25 protein-coding genes and 1 tRNA gene are annotated in these 21,008 nt (G+C 66.4%); 9 read left to right on the top strand and 17 right to left on the bottom strand.

The features are described 5' to 3' along the window. Positions 1 to 203: 203 nt before the first annotated feature. A complete protein-coding gene (locus DX03_RS20625; protein WP_038687308.1) occupies positions 204 to 377 on the bottom strand; it encodes a DUF1328 domain-containing protein in 174 nt (57 codons plus the stop codon). A gap of 112 nt (positions 378 to 489) precedes the next feature. Then, positions 490 to 963 carry a GNAT family N-acetyltransferase gene (locus tag DX03_RS06425; RefSeq protein WP_038687305.1) on the bottom strand — a complete coding sequence of 158 codons (474 nt, stop codon included), beginning with the start codon at positions 961 to 963 and terminating at the stop codon, positions 490 to 492. Between the two features lie 124 nt (positions 964 to 1,087). On the opposite strand from DX03_RS06425, the gene DX03_RS06420 reads away from it, so the two are divergent. Then, complete coding sequence (locus DX03_RS06420) at positions 1,088 to 1,558, top strand: hypothetical protein (protein ID WP_185753471.1); 471 nt, start codon at positions 1,088 to 1,090, stop codon at positions 1,556 to 1,558. Positions 1,559 to 1,917: 359 nt separating this feature from the next. On the opposite strand, the gene panB is transcribed toward DX03_RS06420, so the two are convergent. Next, entirely contained in the window at positions 1,918 to 2,769 is an 852-nt protein-coding gene (gene panB, locus DX03_RS06415) for a 3-methyl-2-oxobutanoate hydroxymethyltransferase (RefSeq protein WP_038687304.1), read from the bottom strand. A gap of 26 nt (positions 2,770 to 2,795) precedes the next feature. After that, on the bottom strand, positions 2,796 to 3,413 hold the full coding sequence (locus tag DX03_RS06410) for a LysE family translocator (protein ID WP_038687302.1): 618 nt from the start codon (positions 3,411 to 3,413) through the stop codon (positions 2,796 to 2,798). A gap of 116 nt (positions 3,414 to 3,529) precedes the next feature. Between DX03_RS06410 and DX03_RS06405 the strand changes: the two genes are divergently transcribed. Then, complete coding sequence (locus DX03_RS06405; RefSeq protein ID WP_038687299.1) at positions 3,530 to 3,991, top strand: Lrp/AsnC family transcriptional regulator; 462 nt, start codon at positions 3,530 to 3,532, stop codon at positions 3,989 to 3,991. 27 nt (positions 3,992 to 4,018) lie between these two features. Here the strand turns inward: DX03_RS06405 and DX03_RS06400 are convergent, their stop codons facing one another. Further along, complete coding sequence (locus tag DX03_RS06400) at positions 4,019 to 4,330, bottom strand: hypothetical protein (RefSeq protein WP_038687297.1); 312 nt, start codon at positions 4,328 to 4,330, stop codon at positions 4,019 to 4,021. A 165-nt stretch (positions 4,331 to 4,495) separates the two neighbouring features. On the opposite strand from DX03_RS06400, the gene DX03_RS06395 reads away from it, so the two are divergent. Together DX03_RS06395 and DX03_RS06390 are read left to right on the top strand one after the other, a co-directional pair. After that, the gene (locus DX03_RS06395; RefSeq protein ID WP_038687295.1) at positions 4,496 to 4,840 is read left to right on the top strand and encodes a DMT family transporter; all 345 of its coding nucleotides are present in this window, start codon (positions 4,496 to 4,498) and stop codon (positions 4,838 to 4,840) included. Further along, positions 4,840 to 5,424, top strand: coding sequence for a TetR/AcrR family transcriptional regulator (locus DX03_RS06390; protein ID WP_038687293.1), 585 nt, complete (start codon positions 4,840 to 4,842; stop codon positions 5,422 to 5,424). The genes DX03_RS06395 and DX03_RS06390 overlap by 1 nt, the downstream gene beginning before the upstream one ends. Before the next feature lie 18 nt (positions 5,425 to 5,442). Here DX03_RS06390 and DX03_RS06385 read toward each other — a convergent pair whose 3' ends face one another. Next, positions 5,443 to 5,784, bottom strand: coding sequence for a low molecular weight protein tyrosine phosphatase family protein (locus DX03_RS06385; RefSeq protein WP_038687291.1), 342 nt, complete (start codon positions 5,782 to 5,784; stop codon positions 5,443 to 5,445). Next, positions 5,781 to 5,981, bottom strand: a complete 201-nt coding sequence (locus tag DX03_RS06380) for a hypothetical protein (RefSeq protein ID WP_038687289.1) — start codon at positions 5,979 to 5,981, stop codon at positions 5,781 to 5,783. Before DX03_RS06380 ends, DX03_RS06385 begins: the two co-directional genes overlap by 4 nt. 499 nt (positions 5,982 to 6,480) lie before the next feature. Between DX03_RS06380 and DX03_RS06370 the strand changes: the two genes are divergently transcribed. Then, a complete protein-coding gene (locus DX03_RS06370; protein WP_038687285.1) occupies positions 6,481 to 7,377 on the top strand; it encodes a hypothetical protein in 897 nt (298 codons plus the stop codon). 173 nt (positions 7,378 to 7,550) lie between these two features. On the opposite strand, the gene DX03_RS06365 is transcribed toward DX03_RS06370, so the two are convergent. From DX03_RS06365 to thrS, 9 genes are all read right to left on the bottom strand, one after another. Next, positions 7,551 to 7,627 (bottom strand) — tRNA-Pro (locus DX03_RS06365). 67 nt (positions 7,628 to 7,694) lie between these two features. Then, entirely contained in the window at positions 7,695 to 8,051 is a 357-nt protein-coding gene (locus tag DX03_RS06360; RefSeq protein WP_038687283.1) for a MerR family transcriptional regulator, read from the bottom strand. After that, positions 8,032 to 8,331 (bottom strand): integration host factor subunit alpha, encoded by a 300-nt coding sequence (locus DX03_RS06355; protein ID WP_005410432.1) that lies wholly within the window; start codon positions 8,329 to 8,331, stop codon positions 8,032 to 8,034. Before DX03_RS06355 ends, DX03_RS06360 begins: the two co-directional genes overlap by 20 nt. Before the next feature lie 25 nt (positions 8,332 to 8,356). After that, positions 8,357 to 10,738 carry a phenylalanine--tRNA ligase subunit beta gene (gene pheT / locus DX03_RS06350; protein ID WP_038691980.1) on the bottom strand — a complete coding sequence of 794 codons (2,382 nt, stop codon included), beginning with the start codon at positions 10,736 to 10,738 and terminating at the stop codon, positions 8,357 to 8,359. 99 nt (positions 10,739 to 10,837) lie between these two features. Then, a complete protein-coding gene (gene pheS / locus DX03_RS06345; RefSeq protein ID WP_038687280.1) occupies positions 10,838 to 11,833 on the bottom strand; it encodes a phenylalanine--tRNA ligase subunit alpha in 996 nt (331 codons plus the stop codon). A 196-nt stretch (positions 11,834 to 12,029) separates the two neighbouring features. Continuing rightward, positions 12,030 to 12,389, bottom strand: coding sequence for a 50S ribosomal protein L20 (gene rplT, locus DX03_RS06340; protein ID WP_017355264.1), 360 nt, complete (start codon positions 12,387 to 12,389; stop codon positions 12,030 to 12,032). A 10-nt stretch (positions 12,390 to 12,399) separates the two neighbouring features. Beyond that, entirely contained in the window at positions 12,400 to 12,597 is a 198-nt protein-coding gene (gene rpmI, locus DX03_RS06335) for a 50S ribosomal protein L35 (RefSeq protein WP_017355265.1), read from the bottom strand. Positions 12,598 to 13,064: 467 nt separating this feature from the next. Further along, positions 13,065 to 13,604 (bottom strand): translation initiation factor IF-3, encoded by a 540-nt coding sequence (gene infC / locus DX03_RS06330; protein ID WP_172407481.1) that lies wholly within the window; start codon positions 13,602 to 13,604, stop codon positions 13,065 to 13,067. 48 nt (positions 13,605 to 13,652) lie between these two features. Further along, entirely contained in the window at positions 13,653 to 15,557 is a 1,905-nt protein-coding gene (gene thrS, locus DX03_RS06325) for a threonine--tRNA ligase (protein ID WP_038687276.1), read from the bottom strand. Positions 15,558 to 15,943: 386 nt separating this feature from the next. Between thrS and DX03_RS06320 the strand changes: the two genes are divergently transcribed. The 4 genes from DX03_RS06320 to DX03_RS06305 all read left to right on the top strand — a co-directional run bounded on the left by DX03_RS06320 (position 15,944) and on the right by DX03_RS06305 (position 19,330). Then, the gene (locus DX03_RS06320) at positions 15,944 to 16,252 is read left to right on the top strand and encodes a hypothetical protein (RefSeq protein WP_244880189.1); all 309 of its coding nucleotides are present in this window, start codon (positions 15,944 to 15,946) and stop codon (positions 16,250 to 16,252) included. Next, on the top strand, positions 16,252 to 16,515 hold the full coding sequence (locus tag DX03_RS06315; protein ID WP_038687272.1) for a hypothetical protein: 264 nt from the start codon (positions 16,252 to 16,254) through the stop codon (positions 16,513 to 16,515). Before DX03_RS06320 ends, DX03_RS06315 begins: the two co-directional genes overlap by 1 nt. A 10-nt stretch (positions 16,516 to 16,525) precedes the next feature. Beyond that, positions 16,526 to 18,112, top strand: a complete 1,587-nt coding sequence (locus DX03_RS06310) for a PepSY-associated TM helix domain-containing protein (RefSeq protein WP_038687270.1) — start codon at positions 16,526 to 16,528, stop codon at positions 18,110 to 18,112. Between the two features lie 141 nt (positions 18,113 to 18,253). Then, complete coding sequence (locus tag DX03_RS06305) at positions 18,254 to 19,330, top strand: serine hydrolase domain-containing protein (protein ID WP_081797164.1); 1,077 nt, start codon at positions 18,254 to 18,256, stop codon at positions 19,328 to 19,330. Here the strand turns inward: DX03_RS06305 and DX03_RS06300 are convergent. Then, positions 19,299 to 20,882: a tetratricopeptide repeat protein gene (locus DX03_RS06300; protein ID WP_038687268.1), complete on the bottom strand. Its 1,584-nt coding sequence runs from the start codon at positions 20,880 to 20,882 to the stop codon at positions 19,299 to 19,301. The two genes, DX03_RS06305 and DX03_RS06300, sit on opposite strands and share 32 nt — an antisense overlap. Positions 20,883 to 21,008: the final 126 nt, after the last annotated feature.

Raw genomic sequence — 21,008 nt, 5'->3', positions numbered from 1 at the left:
GGGGGTAGAGCCACCCCACGGGTGGCTGCGCGCGATCCGTGCCTACGCACACAGACACGCACCGCGTTTGGCCACCCATGCAACCGAACGCACCCTCGTGAAACCCGGACGTTCCATCGAATGCCGGCGGCGCACCGCCCAAACAAAAACGCCTGCGCATCACTGCGCAGGCGTTGATATTTGAAGCCGATGCTGTCCTGCGGTCAGGTGACCTTCTTGGCGATCGTCATGCCCAGCACGAACAACACCACGGCGATGATGATGCCGGCCCAGAACAGGAATTTCGCCACGCCGATCGCGGCGCCGCCGATGCCGGCGAAGCCGAGTGCACCGGCAATGAGGCCGATGACGGCGAAGATGATGGCCCACTTGATCATGATGATCCTTACCCGCAAACCGGGATGACTGACAGGCCTCCAACCTAGCGATGCCGCTGTCCGCCCTTCGTGAACGACACGCGCGAACGGCGTGAAGTCTGCGCTGCGTGGATCAGCCCAGCGCGCTGGCGACATCGACGGCGTGGGGCATGTCGCGGACCATCGGCTGGTAGATCAGCCCGGCCGACTCACCCACCTCGCCGCTGCATGCAAAGCCGTGGCGCTGGTAGAACGCCACCGATGGCAGGGATGCGTTTACCGTCACCCCATCGTCGTGTGCCTGCGCGATCAACGCCGCCAGCAATGCCTCGCCCACGCCCTGCCGCTGGCAGGCCGGGTCGACGAACAGCATCGCCACATGGCGACGCTGCTTCAGTTCGCCCACGCCCTTGATCACGCCCGCATCGTCGTACACCAGCTGCAGGCTGTCCGGCCCGGTGCGTTGCGCGAAGCCGTCCGCCGCGGCAATCGTGCGGAAGGTGTCCACCCCGATCGATGACAGCGACGGTGCCACCGTGCTCAGAAACGCGCGCATGCAGACGGCACTGGCGGCGTGCAGATCGGTGTCCCGCAGAGCTCTGATCATCGTGTCTTCTTCCTGTTTGTGTACATCGCTTCACTCTAAGCCTCGCGCGCAGGCACGTCGCAGCCAAACGCGACAAATTCATTGAATTCTGCTGAGATTGGCCGCCGTACCGTGCCGCCCGCCCATGCCGCCCTCTTCTTTCGCACCCGCATCGAACATCGCACGCACGGCACTGCAGGCGTGCCTCGATCTAGCGGTGCTGTTGGCCACCTCGATCACATTTGCGTGCGTGCTCACCGCCCAGCTCCAGACGGAGCGCTTGGGATGGGCCTGGCCGTCGATTCCTTATGACTACACGCGGGGCGACGTGTGGATCCACGCGCTGCTGGCCAGTCTGGTGGTGATCCCTGTGCTCGTGCTCTGCAGGCGCGCAGGGGCGCGACCGCCGTCGCGCTGGCAGGACCTGGCCTTTGCCGTCGCCACGCTCGTGGTCATCCGGCTGGGGCCGCCCGACGCACAGGTGTTCGGCACCACCTGGACCGCATGGGAAATCACGGCCGGATTGTTCCTGCTGCAATGGCCGATCGTGGTGCCGCTGACCGTGGCATCGGTGATGCTCCGCCGCCTGCTGGGCAGGTGGGTGGACCGGCACTGAGCGTTTTTGGACCCGCCGCGGGGTGTTTGGCAGCCCGGCGGCCCCGCGCTCACGGCATTTTCCAGACCTGCGAATTCATGAAAAATATCCGGATAATCAACAGGTTGGAAGCCTATTGAGGATGCGCTGTCAGCTTCCCTCATCTAGCTAAGCGGATTTAATTTGTGATGATTGCCACAAATTCACACCTCCGTCACAATCAGGGCGTCCAACCAGCCTCGTCACGCCCATGCGCGCGCTAATCACCAAGCAACATCCGGCCCTGCTGAAGTTCTACTTCGTGGCCTGTTATGTGGTTCTGATCGAAGAAGTGCTGCGCGCCCTGAGCTGATACGGGCGCGCAACCCTGCCCTGGCCGGTTACGACTGGAACGCGTGTTCCGGCCCCGGGAAGACCCCTGCTTCCACATCGGCGGCGAACTCGCTGGCCGCCTTGTGCAGCAGGCCATGCATGTCGGCGTACTGCTTGACGAAGCGCGGCAGCTGCCCGGTGCGCAGTCCGGCCATGTCCTGCCAGACCAGCACCTGCGCATCGCAGTCGCTGCCCGCGCCAATACCCACCGTGGGCACCGAAACCGCCGCGGTGATCTGCGCGGCCACGTCGGCCGGCACCATCTCGATCAACACCGCGAACGCACCGGCCGCTTCCAGCGCGCGCGCCGCTTCCACCAGCACCGGGCCATTGTCGCCACGGCCCTGGACGCGGAACCCGCCCAGCTGATGCTCCGACTGCGGCGTGAAGCCAATATGCGCCATCACCGGAATGCCCGAGCTGACCAGCTTGCGCACCTGCGGCACCATCTCGATGCCGCCTTCCAGCTTGACCGCGTGCGCGCCGCCTTCCTTCATGAAGCGCACCGCCGTGTGGAAGCACTGTTCCGGTGATGCCTGGTACGAGCCGAACGGCAGGTCGGCGATCACCAGGGGGCGTCGCGTGCAGCGGCTCACCGCACGCACCAGCGGCATCAGTTCGTCCACGGTGATCGGCAACAGGCTGTCATTGCCGAGCACGTTGTTGGACGCCGAATCGCCGATCAGCAGCACCGGGATGCCGGCGTCTTCGAAGATCGCCGCGGTGTACATGTCGTAGGCGGTGAGCATGGCCCACTTCTCGCCGCGTGCCTTCATCTCCTGCAGGTGCGGAATGCGCACGCGCTTTGCCTGGGTCAGCGGGCTGGGCGAGTTCGCGTACGGATGAAGCTGTTCGGTCATGGCATGTCCTTGTTTCATGAGGGGGATCAGATCGTAGTGGTTCGGCACAACAACAGCACGGCGATGATCACCATCGCCGCACCGGAAATGCGGCCGACCACGCGCGCCGCACGCGGTCGGGTGCGCAGCAGCGCGCCGGCACCGAAGCCGATGGCCAGGTACACCACCGCGCAACTTGCGATATGCACCAGGCCCAGTGCCAGGATCTGCGCCGGCATCGCCCACCCGGCACCGACCGAAATGAACTGCGGCAGCAGGGCCAGGAACAACAGCATCACCTTGGGATTCAGGCCGCTTACGCAGGCGCCGCGCACGGCCCAGTGCCGCCAGCCCGATGCCGCATGCGCGTCGCCCGTTGCGGGCGCAGGTGGGTTGCGCAGCAGTGCCACGCCGAGCCACAGCAGGTACAGCGCGCCGGCCACGGTGAGCGCCTGCAGCGCCACCGGGAAGCGGGCCAGCAGCGCGCCCACGCCGGCTGCTACCAGGGCGATCATCAGCAGGTGACCGGACAGCAGCCCGGCCACCGCCGGCACCACCACCCGCCCGCGCAGCCCCGCTGCGATCACGTGCGCCCAGTCCGCGCCCGGGGTGAGCACCAGCAGGATCGACACCGCCCAGAAGGCGGCCACGGTAGTGGGTTGCATGGGGTCCACGCGGTCTTGCCGCTATCTGCTGGCCAGACAGAAGAATATTCCCGCATCACTGGAATGTGCTTCCAATTACTTGCCACGCAACACGCTGCAGGAGGAAACTCTTGCGCATGGACGACACCGACCGCCGTATTCTTGCCGAGCTGCAGAAAGATGGGCGGCTCACCGTCACGGAACTGGCCGAACGGATCGGCCTGAGCATCTCGCCGTGCCACCGCCGCGTGCGGGCGCTGGAGCAGTCCGGGGCGATCCGGGGCTACCGCGCCGAGCTCGACCCGGCCGCGCTGGGACTGAAGTTTTCGACCCTGGTGTTCATCACCCTGCGCGACGGTGACCGGCGCGCGGTGGAAGCGTTCGAGCAGGCCGTGGCCGAGGTGCCGCAGGTACTGCAGGCGCAGCGCCTGTTCGGCGACCCGGACTACCTGCTGCACGTGGTCACCCGCGACCTGCCCGCCTTCCGCCTGCTCTATGACGAGCACCTGTCTGCGCTGCCCGGCGTGCAGCGGCTGACCTCGACGCTGGTGATGAAAGAGGTGGTGGTGGACCGGCCGCTGCCGCTGCTGGCGCGCTGACGCTGTTACCGGCCCGTACCGCCGGTGTCACGGCGGGCTGGACAGTTCCTGGGCGATGTCCTTGATCAGCCCGGCAATCTCATTGGCCAGGCGTCGGCTGTCGGCAACGGAACCGAAGAAGCGGATGCTGCGGCCGTCCATCTGGACGCGCGCCAGCCCCAGCTCCCCCTTCAAGGCGTCGACGCGGCGATGGAACACCTGCAGCCAGCGGGCCGAGGGTTCCACATCGAGCAAGGCAACGATCGCCTCGTCTTCGGCGGGGTCAACCGTGGCCTGAAGACCGGGTACGTCAAAACCGAGCAGCCGGGGGGCGCTCGCGTTATCGGGGGTGGGGTTCATGCGCCATGGTAGCGGCAAACACGCCCTGTACCGCGCCGCGAAGGCGGTGCCCGGATGGGTGCCTGGGCCGGACCGACAACGCCATGGGAGGCAGTTCAATCAGATACCATTCACCGCACCAACAAGTAACATACCGCCCGGTCGGTATCTAACTGGAAGAAACCCATGTCACCCTTGGTCACCGCGTATCTGTTCCTGTCGGGCGCGATCGTCGCCGAAGTCACCGGCACAATGCTGCTGCAGAAGACCGCACAGTTCACCAAACTTGGCCCCACCCTGAGCATGGCGCTGTGCTACGTGGTGTCCTTCTACCTGCTCAGCCATGCGCTGAAGGCGCTGCCGCTGGGCATCGCCTATGCGATCTGGGGCGGCGTGGGCATCGTGCTCACCCTGATCATCAGCGTCACGGTGTTCAAGCAGAGCCTGGATTGGCAGGCCATCACCGGGGTGGCGATGATCGTCGGCGGGGTGGTCATGATCAACGCGTTCTCCAAAGCGGCGGCACACTGATGGACGCCACCCGACGACGCCGGCAGCCGGTGCTGGTGCGCGCGGCCCTGCTCGATGCAGCGGTGCAGGAAGCGATGCTGCACGGCCTGGGCAATGTCACGGTGCTCTCGGTTGCCGACCGCGCCGGGGTCAGCAAGGGCGCGCTGTTCCACCACTTCGCCAACCGCCAGGACCTGCTGGAAGCGGCGTATGCCGAGTGCCTGGCACGCTTCGGGGATGCGCTGGATGTGCTTGTCGCGACGGATCCGGTGCCGCACGGTCGCTTCACCCGCGCCTACGTCCGCGCCACCTTCGAGGCCATGCACGCCGAAGACGCCAACTGGGCACGTTTCTCGTTGAGTGCGCTGGTGGAACCGGCGTTTGCCGCGCTGTGGCGCCGCTGGCTGGATGAGCGCCTGGCCCAGGTGCCGGCCGAACGTAGTGCCCCCCGGTTGCGGGTGGCGCGGCTGGCCGCCGACGGGTACTGGCTGCAGGCGCTGGGCGGTGGTCTGGTTGAGAGCGGCATGGCGGAGATCGATGCCCTGCGCGAGTGCCTGGTCGGGTTTACCTACGACGACCCGATGCCGGGTGCCGCCAACCACTGATCGCGCGCTATCGCCGGCTCAGCGTGTCGCGCTGTCGCCGGCCAGATACCGCGCCACCCGGTCGTCGAGCAACGCCACCAAGGCCGGGTCCATGTAGCGGTAATCATCGGGAATATCGAGGCAGTGCAGCCGCTTGTAAGCCAGCAGGCGCGCATACGCCGCCTGCAGCCGGTGCTGGTGCTTTGGCTCCATCACGAAGATGACATCGGCCCAGCGGATATCCGCTGGGCCGATGGGTCTGCGTGCATGCGGGCTGGTGCCCGCCGAACGCGCAGTGAATCCCGCACGCGGCTGCCAGACCGCTTCACCGGTAGGGCTGCGCAACTGGTTGCGGCTGCAGACGAACAGCAGGTGGGTCATTGCTGGTCCAGCAACTGGCGCGTGCTGCGGATCGGATAGCTGATGCCCAGCTGGCGGGCACGCATCAGCTTGCACGGGCGGGTATACAGCAGCTTCCAGTTCTTTTCGGGCTTGAACTTCATGACATGCGCAATGCGGTCGCCGCCGCACTTGCGGGCCTGCGAACGGCGCCAGGCGCGGTTTCTTTCCATTTCCATGGTCGTGTTCTCGTGAGTACCGGGTTCAGCAGCCGCGGTAGTACGAGTGGGCCTATGGTAAATGCTGAAACGTGCGATGGCCAATCCTCCCACGCAGCAAGTCGCGACACCGCATCGGCCCCATCGAACCGGTGTCTTTCGCACCCCATTAATGCGAATGAGTCGTGTTACGATTGACGTGCTGTGGAGGTTGCTACCTCCACGGCCATGGATGGCCCAGCCACTTCTGCAGCAACGTGCCCAGACGATGACCAATCGAACCTATATCGAGCTCGTACTTTCGCTATTCGCCTTCATCAGTTTCTGCCTGGCGATGATGGCAACTGGCCCGCAAGTGATCGTATTTGCGGCTGTAACCCTTCTGCTGATGGGGTGGATGCCCTTTCGACCGGGGCCAATGAATCGCGTTACCCGGGCCGTATCGATTGCGCTCAGCATTGCTGCCCTAGCCAGAGTCGTCATTCATTTCCTACCCAACGTGTCCATATAGGAATGAATCGTGTCCCGAACACTCATCAACGTAATCACCGGCGCGTGCCTTTTGCTTGCCGCCACAACTGTCCACGCCCAGGCGGAAATCGCCAGTTTCCCCTGCGAGGGATGTTCGCTGGTGGAAATGCAGGAGGAAGCGAGGCGAGCGATCGATTTCGGCGGCGTCGCAATCTTCAGCGTCTCTACGGGCGAGATCCACAAATTCGTCATTACACCCAATACGAAGATGTACGAAATGCCGGTCGACCAGGCGCTTGAAGACTACTTCGTCGCGTTGGTCGGTTTTTGGCACGCCAATGGCCGCTCACTCGACATGCAGTACTACGTCGACTCGGGGTCGTGGAGCTTTGAGCGCCAGGGCGGCCTGGCCATGCAGGCGCGTCAGGCAGCGCCCGCGCAAGACCCCGGAAAACCCTTGCCTGCAAATGCGTACGAAGGGATTCAAAGCCCCGGCAAGATGAACAATGTCATGGAAAGGCTTGATGCGTCGTTGGCAGCGAAAACCTATGTTGCCTGGATATCGTTCGTCAATGCGGTCAAAACACCCATCCTGACCATGGACGGCGGCCGACCGGTCACCGTGATCAATTTCCCGGACGGCTCGAAGATCCGCGCAACCTACAGCAATGACCTGAAAACGTGGGTGGCCATTCCTGAAAGCGCCCAAGACATGCACGGCAATCCCATTCCATTGAAAAAGGAGGACTTCGCCAAGGACGGACAGCCCACCGTCTACGAGTTCCCCGGCGGCATCGGAAGCGCTGCCTACATGGACTTCAGTCGCTATGCGTTCGACCTGGGCATTCGAACCAGCTTCACCCAAGGCGATATCGAGTTGGTGTGTTCCAACACGTACTTCGCCGAGCATATGCGCTGGGAACTGCTCTGCTCGGGCCGTAGATGATGCAGGCGGCGTATTGACCGCTTTTCCCGGTCATACACAAGGGGCGCGAACGAGATTTCGCGCCCCGTCTTCGTTCATGCCACCGCCCGCGAGCGACCCGGCACCGGCATGCGCACGCACAACGAAAAAGGGCCCGCACATCGCTGTGCAAGCCCTTGATCTGTTACCAACAATGGTCGGGACGGCCGGATTTGAACCGACGACCCTCTGCCCCCCAGGCAGATGCGCTACCAGGCTGCGCTACGCCCCGATGATGCTGGTACTGTCCCCGCCTCTCAGCGGGCCGACGAGTATAACGGTTTTATCAGTGGATTTGTTCAGCGACGAAGCAATTGCAGCACTTCTTCCAGCTCCATCCGCGTCTGCTTGATGATCTGGTTGCTCAGCGTCGATTCGTCGCGGGCACCGGCACCTTCCAGGCGCAGGCGTGCGCCGCCGATGGTGTAGCCCTGCTCGTAGAGCAGGCCGCGGATCTGCCGCACCATCAGCACGTCGTGGCGCTGGTAGTAGCGACGGTTGCCGCGGCGCTTGGCCGGCTCCAGGCTGGGAAACTCGGTTTCCCAGTAGCGCAGCACGTGCGGTTTGACATCGCAAAGCTCGCTCACTTCACCAATGGTGAAGTAGCGCTTTGCCGGTATCGGCGGAAGTTCGCGGTTACTGCCCGGATCCAGCATATGCCTCTACCCTTTCCTTGAGCTTCTGGCCCGGACGGAAGGTGACCACCGTACGGGCGGAAATCGGAATTTCCTCACCGGTTTTCGGGTTGCGACCCGGGCGCTGGTTCTTGCGCCGCAGGTCGAAGTTACCGAAGCCGGACAGCTTCACCTGACGTCCCTGTTCCAATGCCTCACGCAACACATCGAAGAACGCGTCGACAAATTCCTTGGCTTCGCGCTTGTTCAGACCCACTTCGTCGAACAGCTTTTCGGCCATCTCAGCCTTGGTCAATGCCATTCCTGCTACCCCCCATGCTGCCCGCTCAACCGCGGATCCGGGCGTGGTGTTCACGCTCCATGGCAGAGACAGCCTCAGCCACTACCGACTCCACGTCGCGGTCCGTCAGAGTGCGCGACTTGTCCTGCAAAATCAAGCCCATAGCGAGACTCTTGAAGCCCGGCTCGACCCCCTGGCCGACGTAACGGTCGAACAGGGTCACCTGCCGCAGCAGCGGCCCGACGGCCCGGCGCAGGGTGGCTTCCAGGTCGGCCCAGGCGGCGGCTTCGGGCACCAGGAAGGCCAGGTCGCGGCGCACCGACGGGAAGCGCGACAGCTCGGTGGCACGCGGCAGCTGGCGGGCGGCCAGCGGGGCCAGGTCCAGCTCGAAGGCGAACACGTCCACGTCGATGTCCATGGCCTTGGCCAGGCGCGGGTGGATCTGGCCGATCCAGCCCAGGCTGACGCCATCGCGCAGCACCTCGGCCGAACGCGCCGGGTGGCCGTAGGGGCGCTGCGAGGGCTGGAAGGTCAGCACCGCGCCGGAGGCGGCCGCCAGCGATTCCAGGTCACCCTTGAGGTCGTGGAAATCGACCTTGCGGGTGGCCAGGCCCCACTGCTGCGGGTCGGCGTCGCCACACACGGCGGCGGCCACGCGCTGGGTCTCCAGCGGCGCCGGGGTGCCCTCGCCTGCTTGCGGGTGGAAGCTGCGGCCCAGCTCGAACAGGCGCACCCGGCCCAGCTGGCGCGCGGCGTTGCGGCCCAGCGTGGCCACCAGGCCCGGCAGCAGCGACGGGCGCATCACCGCCAGTTCGGCCGACAGCGGGTTGGCCAGCGCCACCACGTCGTCATGCAGCTGCCACTGGCCGAGCAGACCGGCATCGACGAAGGCGTAGTTGATGGTTTCCTGCAGGTCGCGCGCCACCAGCTGGCGGCGCACGCTCAGGTCGTCCAGGCGGGTCTCGCTGGGCATGGCGATGCGCGAGGCACCGCCGGGCAGCGTGGTCGGAATCTGCTCGTAGCCGTGGATACGGGCCAGCTCTTCGATCAGGTCTTCTTCGATGGCGATGTCGAAGCGGCGGCTCGGCGCGGTCACCTGCCAGCCGTCGGCGTGGGCGACCACGTCCATGCCCAGCGCGCGCAGGATGCGCTCGACGTTGGCATCGGCGATCTGGATGCCGAGCACGCGGGCGATGCGCGTGCGGCGCAGGCCGATGCTGGCGGTCGCCGGCAGGTCGGCCTCACGGACCGCTTCGGTCACCGGCGCGGGCGTGCCACCGGCCAGGTCCAGCACCAGGCGGGTGGCGTATTCGATCGCGGTGCGCGGCAGGGCCGGGTCCACGCCACGCTCGAAGCGGTGGCCGGCGTCGGTGTGCAGGCCCAGCTTGCGGCCACGGCCCATGATCGCGGCGGGCGCGAAATGCGCGGCCTCCAGGAACACGGCGGTGGTGTCGTCGGTGACGCGGGTGTCGAAGCCGCCCATCAGGCCGGCCAGCGCGATCGGGCGATCGGCGTCGGTGATGACCAAGAAGCTGTCGTCCAGCGCGGCATCGCGGCCATCGAGCAGCTTCAGCGCCTCACCGGCGCGCGAGCGACGCACGCCGATGCGGCCCTGCAGGGTGCCCAGGTCGAAGGCGTGCATCGGCTGGCCCAGTTCCAGCATCACGTACTGGGTGATGTCCACCAGCAGCGACACCGGCCGCACGCCGCTGCGGCGCAGGCGCTCGGCCATCCACAACGGGGTGGCGGCGCGTGCGTTGATGCCTTCGATGACACGGCCCACGTAGCGCGGCGCTTCGGCACCGGCCGCCAGGTCGATCGTCAATTCGCGGGTACCCACCGCCGCAACCGGGGCTGCGTCGAACGGCACCACTTCGCTGGCGCATGCAGCGGCCACGTCGAAGGCGATGCCGCGGATGCTGAAGCAGTCGGCGCGGTTGGGGGTCAGCTTGATCTCGATGCTGGCGTCGGGCAGCCCCAGGTACTCCACCAGGGTCTGGCCGACCGGCGCGTCATCGGGCAGCTCGAACAGACCGGACGCGTCGCTGTCCAGGCCCAGCTCCTTGGCCGAACACAGCATGCCGTTGGAGTCCACGCCGCGCAGCTTGGCCGGCTTGATCTTCAGCTCGCCGATCTGCGCACCGATCATCGCCAGCGGCGCAACCAGGCCCGGGCGCGCGTTCGGCGCGCCGCACACGATCTGCAGGTGCTCGCCCTGCCCGGCATCGACCTGGCAGATCTGCAGGCGGTCGGCTTCGGGATGGCGCTCGGCCGACACGATGCGCGCCACCACCACGTGGTCCAGGCCCACGCCGAGCGCGGTGACCTCTTCCACTTCCAGGCCGATGGCGGTCAGCACCGCGCCGAGTTCGTCGCGCGAGACCGAGGTGGGAACGTGGCTGCGCAGCCAGTTTTCAGAGAATTTCATGGTGTCACCCTGGTGGGCCCGGCGCATGCGCCTGGGCCGTGATGAATGGTGGTGCGACGTAGCGCCGGGCGCTGCCCGGCTGCACGGGTAGTACCGGCGTTACGCGAACTGCTTCAGGAACCGCACGTCGTTTTCAAAGAACGCGCGCAGGTCGTTGACACCGTAGCGCAGCATCGCAAAGCGCTCCACGCCCATACCGAAGGCAAAGCCGGTGTAGCGTTCCGGATCGATGCCCACGTTGCGCAGCACGTTCGGGTGGACCATGCCGCAGCCGAGCACTTCCAGCCAGCGGGTGCTGCCATCGGGCTGCTGCCAGGCGATGTCCACTTCCGCACCGGGTTCGACGAAGGGGAAGTAGCTGGGACGGAAGCGCATCTCGAAATCGCGCTCGAAGAACGCGCGCACGAACTCGGACAAGGTGCCCTTGAGGTCGGCGAAGGTCGAATGCTCGTCCACCAGCAGGCCTTCAACCTGGTGGAACATCGGCGAATGGGTCTGGTCGCTGTCGCTGCGGTAGACCTTGCCGGCCGCGATCATGCGCAGCGGCGGCGCGTGGTCGCCCATGTAGCGCACCTGCACCCCGGAGGTATGCGTGCGCAGCAGGCGGCCGTCGCCGAAATAGAAGGTGTCGTGCATTGCACGCGCCGGGTGGTGCGGCGGGAAGTTCAGCGCTTCGAAGTTGTGCCAGTCGTCTTCGATTTCCGGGCCTTCGGATACTTCATACCCGAGCCGGCCGAAGATCTCGGTGATGCGCTCCAGGGTACGGGTGACCGGATGCAGGCCGGCGCGATCAGCGCGACGTCCCGGCAGGGTGATGTCGATGGATTCGGCGGCCAAGCGCGCGTCCAGCGCAGCGTCTTCCAGCACGGCCTTGCGTTCGGCCAGCGCGCTGGTGAGCGCGTCGCGGGAACGATTGATGGCTTCACCGGCGGCCTTGCGCTCGTCGGCCGGCAATGCGCCAAGCTGCTTGAGCTGGGCGGTGATGCTGCCGTTCTTGCCGAGCAGTGCCACGCGCAGGGCTTCCAGCGCATCGGGGCTGCTGGCAGCGGCCACGTCGGCGAGGGCCTGGGTGGTCAGGGATTGGATGTCACTCATGGATAGCCGGAGCCTCGCGTCGGTATGCCATCGCGATACGCGCCGGGCCGACCCCCGTCGCCACCGCTGTCGATCGGGGGCACCGGGAGGGCCACCGCCAACACAAAAAAGAATGGGGAAGGACTTGCGCCCTTCCCCATGCATTTGCCTTACCCACCACCGCTGCGCGACTGCGGCAACGGCGGGGGGAATGGACTTATGCCGCCAGCGCGCCCTTGGCCTTTTCGGCCAGTGCAGCAAAACCGGCTGCGTCGTGCACGGCGATGTCAGCCAGAACCTTACGGTCCAGGGTGATGCCGGACTTGAGCAGGCCATTCATGAAACGGCTGTAGCTCAGGCCGTTGATGCGGGCAGCCGCGTTGATGCGGGTGATCCACAGCGAACGGAAATTACGCTTCTTCTGCTTACGACCGATGTAGGCGTACTGCTGTGCCTTGATCACGGCCTGCTTGGCAACGCGGAAGACCTTGCGGCGAGCGTTGTAGTAACCCTTCGCAAGGGTCAGAATTTTCTTGTGGCGGCGACGCGCCTGTACGCCACGCTTTACTCGTGCCATGGGTCAGTCCTCAGAGGTAGGGAAGCATACGGTTCAAACGGCCTGCGTCTTCTGCACGAACATGGTTCGTCTGACGCAGATTGCGCTTCCGCTTGGTCGACTTCTTCGTGAGGATGTGGCTACGGTTGGCATGGCCAGCCTTGAACTTGCCGGAGGCGGTCTTGCGGAAACGCTTGGCCGCCGCCCGGTTGGTTTTGATCTTGGGCATTGCAATGTCCTTGATGATGTTTTGTCACTGACCAGGGCGGTGGCCTGCGCCACACTTTCCGTCCATGCCCTTGCCTGCTTGTAAGCCCGGGATCCCCGATGGGAACCAGGCCGGTCCTGTTGCCGTTGAAACAGCATGCCCGTTGCCGGGCCTGAAACCGTTCAAAACAGCGCCCCGCAAAACGGGGCCGCCCATTATGCCCGTGAACACGGGAGGTTGCAAACTGTTGATTGGGCGAATGTTTACCGCGGGCCGGCCGAACCTGAACGGAACGGCCGCGAGGGCCGGCGTCATGCCAGGCCGCGCACGCGGGAAACGGCAGAAGGCGCCGGTGGGCGCCCGCTGTGTGGTGCGCGAAGCAGGGAAGCCGAGCAACGCTCGGTGCAGCCGACCAACGGTCGGCTCTACCCCTCGCCACGTTGGGGTGTGCAGCCGACCAACGGTCGGCTCTACCCCCCGGTGGGCGGTTACTTCTTCTTCGGCGCGATCATCATCACCATCTGCCGGCCTTCAAGGCGCGGACGGGACTCGATCACGATGTCCTCACCCAGATCACCCTCGATCCGGTTGGCCATTTCGCGACCCAGTTCCTGATGGCTCATTTCACGGCCACGGAAGCGGATGTTGACCTTGATCTTGTCGCCCTCTTCCAGGAAACCGCGCATCTTGCGCAGCTTGATCTGGTAGTCGCCTTCATCGGTGACCGGACGGAACTTCACTTCCTTGATCTCGACCTGCTTGGTCTTCTTCTTGGCCTCGTTGGCCTTCTTCTGCGCTTCGAACTTGAACTTGCCGAAGTCCATGATCTTGCACACCGGCGGATCAGCCTGCGGCTGAATCTCGACCAGGTCCAGACCTTCGTCTTCGGCCATCGACAGCGCTTCGTCACGCGTCAACACGCCAATCATTTCTCCGTCGCTGCCGATCACGCGTACGCGCGGCACCCGGATTTCCTGATTCTTGCGGTTCTGTTTGTTGTCAGGGGTACTGATATTGCAATCTCCCAGAGGAATCAAACCGGCCCCTGGCGGATCATCCGCAGGGCCGGGACTTTCTTACACGGACTGTTCTGCCTGCAACCGCTCGATGAAGGCCTGGACGGACATGCTGCCCAGATCTTCGCCAGAGCGCGTACGCACGGCCACGGCGCCATTTTCCTTCTCACGGTCGCCAACCACCAGCAGGTACGGGACCCGCTGCAGCGTATGCTCGCGAATCTTATAACCGATCTTCTCGTTGCGCAAATCGGCGTTTACCCGGAAGCCTTGATCTGCAAGGGTTTTCCGGACTTCGCTCACGTATTCAGCCTGGGCATCGGTGATATTGGCCACCACCACCTGGGTCGGGGCCAGCCAGGACGGGAAGGACCCGGCGTGGTGCTCGATCAGGATGCCGATGAAACGCTCCATCGAGCCAACGATGGCCCGGTGCAGCATGACCGGGTGCTTCTTCTGGCTGTTTTCGTCCACGTACTCGGCGCCAAGGCGGCCGGGCATCATGAAATCGACCTGCATGGTGCCCAGCTGCCAGGTCCGGCCGATGGCGTCCTTGAGGTGGTATTCGATCTTCGGGCCGTAGAAGGCGCCCTCGCCCGGCAGCTCCTGCCATTCCACGCCACAGTTGCCCAGCGCCGAGCGCAGTGCGGCTTCGGCCTTGTCCCAGGTGGCATCGTCGCCCAGGCGCTTTTCCGGGCGCAGCGCGATCTTGATCTGGATGTCCTCGAAACCGAAGGTCGTGTACACCGCCAGCGCCTGCTGGTGGAAGGCGGTCACTTCGGCCTCGATCTGCGATTCGGTGCAGAACACGTGGCCATCGTCCTGGGTGAAACCGCGCACGCGCAGGATGCCGTGCAGCGCGCCGGACGGCTCGTTGCGGTGGCACGAACCGAACTCACCGTAGCGGATCGGCAGGTCGCGGTAGCTGTGCAGGCCCTGGTTGAACACCTGGATGTGGCCCGGGCAGTTCATCGGCTTGACCGCGTAGGTGCGCTTCTCCGACTCGGTGAAGAACATGTTTTCCTGGTAATTGTCCCAGTGGCCCGACTTCTGCCACAGCGACACGTCCAGGATCTGCGGGCAACGCACTTCACCGTAGCCGCTGTCGCGGTACACGCGGCGCATGTGCTGCTCCACCACCTGCCACAGCGCCCAGCCCTTGGGGTGCCAGAACACCAGGCCCGGGGCCTCTTCCTGCAGGTGGAACAGCTCCTGCTGCTTGCCGATGCGGCGGTGATCGCGCATTTCGGCTTCTTCGATGCGCTTGATGTAGGCCTCAAGCTGCTTCTTGTCGGCCCAGGCGGTGCCGTAGATGCGCTGCAGCTGCTCGTTCTTGGCATCGCCGCGCCAGTAGGCGCCGGAAATGCGGGTCAGCTTGAAGGCCTTCAGGAAGCGCGTGTTGGGCACGTGCGGGCCGCGGCACATGTCCACGTATTCCTGGTGGTAGTACATGCCCATGGCCTGGATCTCCGGGGACATGTCCTCGATCAGGCGCAGCTTGTAGTCCTCGCCACGCGCCTTGAAGATCTCGATGACCTCCGCACGCGGGGTGACCTTCTTGACCACATCGTAGTCCTGGGCAATCAGCTCGCCCATGCGCTTTTCAATGGCGGCCATGTCGTCCGGGGTGAACGGACGCTCGGAGTAGATGTCGTAGTAGAAACCTTCGGCGATGACCGGGCCGATCACCATCTTGACGTCCGGGTACAGCTGCTTGACCGCATGGCCGACCAGATGCGCGGCGGAGTGGCGGATGATCTCCACGCCCTCCTCGTCCTTGGCGGTGATGATGCGCAGGGTCGCGTCGCGATCGATCACATCGCTGGCATCGACCAGCACGCCGTCGACCGAACCGGCGATGGTGGCCTTGGCCAGGCCGGCGCCGATCGACTGGGCGACGTCCATGACACTGACGGGGTTTTCGAACTCACGGCGGCTGCCGTCGGGAAGCGTGATCGCGATCATGACTGGGCTTTTTCTGGTGGGCCCGCAACGCAGGCCGGGGAATCGGAGGTGGAACAGAGGCAACGGCGACACGCCGCTCGGCCATAAAAAAAGCGCCACGAAGGCGCCTGCAAGGGGCCGTCGGGAGCGTTCAGCGGTGGGCGATGGTAGTGCTCATGTCGCACGCTGGACCGGCGCTGGGCGCGGGCCACCTTGTTGCCTGGATGGATACCCTGCCGATCTTAAACCAAAGCGCGGATTTTTGCGCCCGCACCGCCCCGGCATGCGCCTGAACGCGCGGCTGTGGCAGACCAAAAGAGCAATGATTACCATGCGCAGCGGGCCGTGCGACAAGCGGCCCTGCCTTTCCCCCAAGGATCCACCATGGCCTCCGCTGCCCGTCCAACGTGCGTCCCGTGCTGAGCGGCACCACGCTTGCCCTGCTGTACTGCAGCGTCGCTGGCGCAGCGTCTGCGTTCTCGGCGCTGGCCTTCTATGCCGCCTCCCCGCACTGCCGCTGGCCGCGGCTGCGCCGTGCCGGGCGGTTGGGTCGGCAGATCGGGCTGGTGGCCGCCGCCACCTCGCTGTGGCTGTGGATGGGCCAGTTGGGTCTGGCCACCGGCCTGTGCGTGACCCTGGCCGGGTGGATGCTGACCGCCCTGATCCTGCCCTACCTGGCCGCCTGGACGCGTCCCGAGCGTGAGGCGCGGTCCTGATGTGGGCGCGTGCCCTGGCCGGGCTGGTCGCCGGCTTCTTGGTGGCCGCCGCATGTGCCGGGCTGGTGGCGTGGCTGCCGCCAGGCCCGTGGCAGAGCGCCATCGTGCCCAGCCTGATCACCTTCATCCCGTTCTGGATGCTGGCCGCGCTGTGGGCCTTCGCGTTCCGCAGCGGCGTGCGCGCGTGGGCCGGGCTCGGCATCAGTGCAGCGGCCGGTTTTGCCCTGCTGTGGCTCCTGCGCGCCGCCGATCTGGTGCAGTAAAGGAACCTCGATGAAATTCAGTTCGCTCACCCTGCGCACCTTCACCACACTGCATACCTGGGTTGGCCTGGTGGCCGGCTTTGCGCTGTTTGTGGCGTTCTATGCCGGCGCGATCACCGTGTTCCACCATGACCTGCCGCTGTGGCAATCGCCGCAGGCGATGACCCAGCCCGCGCAGACCCTGGACGACGCGCAGCGTCTGCTGGATGGCGTGCTGGCCCGGCACCCCGAAGCCCGCCAGCACCTGGGCATGACCTTCCCCGGTGCCGAGACGCCGCAATCGGTGGCCTATTGGCAGGACGCGAAGGGCACCTGGCTGTTCGCCTGGGCCGATCAATACGATGGCAGCCCTACCCCGCCCCAGGCCGGGCTGGCCGAGCTGGTCAACGAACTGCACTACACCCTGGGCCTTCCGGTGGCCGGCATCTACCTGATGGGCGTGGTCAGCCTGCTGTATGGGCTGGCGCTGCTGTCCGGGCTGGTGATCCACCTGCCCAAGCTGGCCGGCGACCTGTTCGCGCTGCGCCCGGGCCGCAACCTGAAGCAGATGTGGCAGGACGCGCACAACGTGATCGGCGTGCTCAGCCTGCCCTTCCACCTGCTGTTTGCGGTGACCGGCGCGCTGCTGTGCCTGGTGTTCCTGCAGATGGCCGCGCTCAACCCGCTGATCTACGACGGCAAGCTGCTGGCCGCGCTGCCGGCGGCGATGGATACCGCGCCGATCCGCGCCGCCAGCGGCGAGCCGGTCCGGGCCGGCAGCCTGGCCATGCTGCATGCCCGTGCGATCGCCGTGGCCAACGACCAGGGCCAGGCACGTTTCGAACCGGCGTACCTGAAGCTGGCCAACGCCGGCGATGCCAACGCGGTGATCGAGATCACCGGCGACGGCGGGGTGTCACTGGGTCCGTTGGGCGCCGTGGCGCTGGACGCCAATACCGGCGACATTCTGCACACCCAGTTGCCGGGCCGGCGCGACGCCAACCACGCCACGCTGGCAACCGCGTATGCCCTGCATTTCGGCGAGTTCGGCAACGGTCTGGTGCCTTGGCTGTATTTCGCGCTGGGCCTGGGCGGTGCCTTCCTGTTCTATTCGGGCAACCTGCTGTGGATCGAGTCGCGGCGCAAGCGCCGTCAGCAGGCCCAAGGCCGTGCCCAGATCAACATGGCGCGCGCCACGGTCGGGGTGTGCATCGGCCTGTGCGTGGCCATCTCGGCCGCCTTCGTCGGCGTGCAGCTGCTGGAACACCTGGCCCCCGCACAGGCCGACGCCGGCATGCGCTGGATCTGTTTCCTGGTCTGGGGCGGCTGCGCCCTGTGGGCGGCGCTGCGCGCGCCGTGGCAGGCCGCACGCGAGCTGCTGTGGGCCGCGGCAATCGTCACCGCGCTGATCCCGCTGGTGCATGGGGCGATGAGCGGGCTGTGGCTGTGGACCAGCGCTCAGCGCGGCTACTGGCCGCTGTTCTGGGTGGACGGGGTGGCGCTGGCCATGGCCCTCGGGTTCGCCGCGATGGCGCGCGCCAGCAGCCGACGCGCGATCCACGGCGAGCCGAACAGCGTGTGGGCGCGACCGCAGCGTCTGGCCACGCCCGCGCCGTGACTGCCGACGCGGCGCTCCGCGCGCCGTGCCCTCGCCCACCGGCGCCCTTGTGCGGGCGGGCTTTCAGAAACCTTCAGGCGTTCTTCCAGCACTTCAGTCGCGTCCATGGCGTAGTCAGGCTCCCCTTCGAGGAGCCTGACCATGCACACCCGTTCACCCCGTTTCACCGCCCTGATCCTGTTCTGGCTCGCCTGCCTGCCACTGGCGGCCCGGGCGGCGCCACCGACACCGGATCCGGCCAAGCTGGCCGCCCTGGAAGCGGCCATCGCCGCCGAAGACATCAAGCAGGTCACCAGCGTGCTGCTGATGGTGGACGGACAGATTGTCTACGAGCACTACTTCAACGGGGCCAGCGCCGACACGCTGCATGATGTGCGCTCGGCCAGCAAAAGCGTCACCGCGATGCTGGTCGGCGCGGCCATCGGCGATGGCCACCTGCCGGGAGTGAAGGCGCGGGTCTACGACTACTTCCCCGAATTCACCGCCACCCATCCGGTCGATCCGCGCCTGCGTGCGACCACGATCGAAGACCTGCTCACCATGAGCAGCCTGTGGGAGTGCGACGACGAGAACGCGTTCTCGGCCGGCAACGAAGAACGCATGTACGTCACCGAGCGCTGGCTGGACTTCGCCCTGGCGTTGCCGGTGAAGGGCTTCGCCCCGTGGATGACGCGCCCGCAGGACAGTCCGCATGGGCGTGCCCACGCCTACTGCACGGCCAATTCGTTCGTGCTGGGCGCCGTGCTGGAACGCGCCACGAAGATGCCGCTGGCCGACTATGCCGCCCAGGCGCTGGAGCGTCCGCTGGGGATCAACGCCAGCCGGTGGAACCGTTCGCCGGAAGGCATCGGCATGGGCGGCGGCGGCACCCGCTACCGCAGCCGGGACCTGGCACGCCTGGGCGCGCTGGTGCTGGCCGGCGGGCGCTGGCAGGGCAAGGCGCTGATCCCGGCTGACTATGTGGCGGCGATGGTCAGCGCACAGGCCAGCACCGGCGATGGCAGCGACTACGGGTACCAGTGGTGGGGCCTGAAACTGCCCGTGCAGGGACGCGAAACGACACTGTGGGCGATGTCCGGCAACGGCGGCAACTACGTGTTCGTGATCCCGGACAGGAAGCTGGTGGCGGTGATCACCAGCAGTGCCTACAACCGCAACTACGCCCACCCGCAGTCGCGCCGCATCCTCACCGGGTTCCTGCTGCCTTCGCTGGACTGAGCCCATCCAGCTCGCCTGGCCGCCACGCGGCGGCCAGGACCTGCGCGCGCTGCGCAGCGACATCCGCGTCGATCCGGGCCAACAGCCGCGACCACCCGGGTGCCGCGCGCAGCGGGGCGAACAGCGGCGTGGCACGCAGCCAGGCGGCATCGCGGAAACCCGCGTCCACCGCGCGTTGCAGGTCGGCCACGGCGGCCGTCGTATCGCCCTGGGCCTGGTGCAGCAGGGCGCGTTCGATGGCCATGTCCGACCAGCCATCCCCGGCCTCGCCCGCCTGCGCCTGCAGCTGCGCGGCGATCCACGCCGACGTGGGCGGCGTGGTGCCGTGCAGGCCGACCAGGGTCTGCCCCATCGACTGCTGCGGACGCAGCGCCCGGCCGCGCTCGAAGGCCTGCGCCGCGCCGGTGGCGTCGCCCAGCAGGAGCAGCATCTCGCCCTGCAGGCGGAACAACTGTGGATGCGGCGTACCGCGCGCAAGCGCCTCCTGCAGCGCCGTCCGTGCCCGGCCCGCATCACCCCTGAGCAGCAGGCTGCGCGGCCAGGCGATGTTGGCGAACACGTTGTCGGGGAACAGCTGGAAGTTGCGTTCGTGGCGACGTGCCGCGGCGTCGGTGAAGCCGAGCAGTTCCAGCTCGCGCGCGACCTGCACCTCACGGAAGCGGACGCGTTCGGGCGCGCGCAGCGACAGGTTGGCCTGCAGGGCCTGCGCAAGGTGGCCCTGTTCCTGCTGCAGGTACGCCAGCGAGGCGCGCGTGCGCTCATCGTCCGGGTCGCGCTGCAACGCCCGCTGGTAATCGGCGATTGCGCGCGGCATCGACCCCAGGCAGTCATGCGCGTACCCGCGTGCAGCGAACGCGGCGGCATCGTCCGATGCGGCGCGCAGCACCCGGTCCGCTTCGAGCACGGCCTGCTGCGCACGCTCGGCGGGACCATTGAACAGGCAGGTATCGGCTGCCAGCGCACGTGCCAGCCCGCGTCGTGCGGCAGGCAGGTCCGGATCGACCTGCAGCGCCTGCCGATACAGCGCGATGGCGCGCGCGTTGTTGCTGGCCTGGCCGATGCCGGCGTAGTGGTCGGCACGCTGCAGCAGCGGGTCGGCCGGGGAGCGCGGCGCGGCGGCGGGCCAGGCCACGACGGCCACGGCCGCGGCGACCACCACCGCACTGGCGGCAACGGCGGATGCGCGCCATCCCCAGCGCCGCGTCAGGGGCGGTGCCTGGTCTGCGGGTGCGGCCTGCGCGACTGGCTGCACGGGCGCGCAGAGCTGGTAGCCACGGCCGCGGACCGAGCGCACATAGCGCGGGCTGCGGCTGTCATCGCCCAAGGCCTGCCGCAGCAGCTTCACCCGCTGGCTGATCGCATCTTCGCCGACCACGGCCGGGGCCCACACCTGCGCGGCGAGGGTATCGAAGCTCACCACGTTGGTACCGTGCGCCAGCAGGCAATCGAGCAGCCGCCAACTCAGTCCGCTGACCGGCAGAACGGCATCGCCGCGCCGCACCTGTTGCATGGCGCGGTCGATGTCCAGGTCCAGCAGGCGCACGGTCTCCATGCGGTCAAGCATAGGGCACGGCGCAACCGCCCCGCAGGTGCCGTTGGTCTCCCGCCCTGCAGCCCGCCCTCACTCACCGTGCATTGCCGGCAGCAGGGGTAACGTGCCGGTTTCCCCGCCGTGCCG

The sequence above is a fragment of the Stenotrophomonas rhizophila genome (genome assembly GCF_000661955.1).
In the GTDB taxonomy this organism is placed as follows: domain Bacteria; phylum Pseudomonadota; class Gammaproteobacteria; order Xanthomonadales; family Xanthomonadaceae; genus Stenotrophomonas; species Stenotrophomonas rhizophila.
The sequence above is the reverse complement of the archived record's forward strand: the minus strand, read 5'-3'. Positions and strand labels throughout refer to the sequence as shown.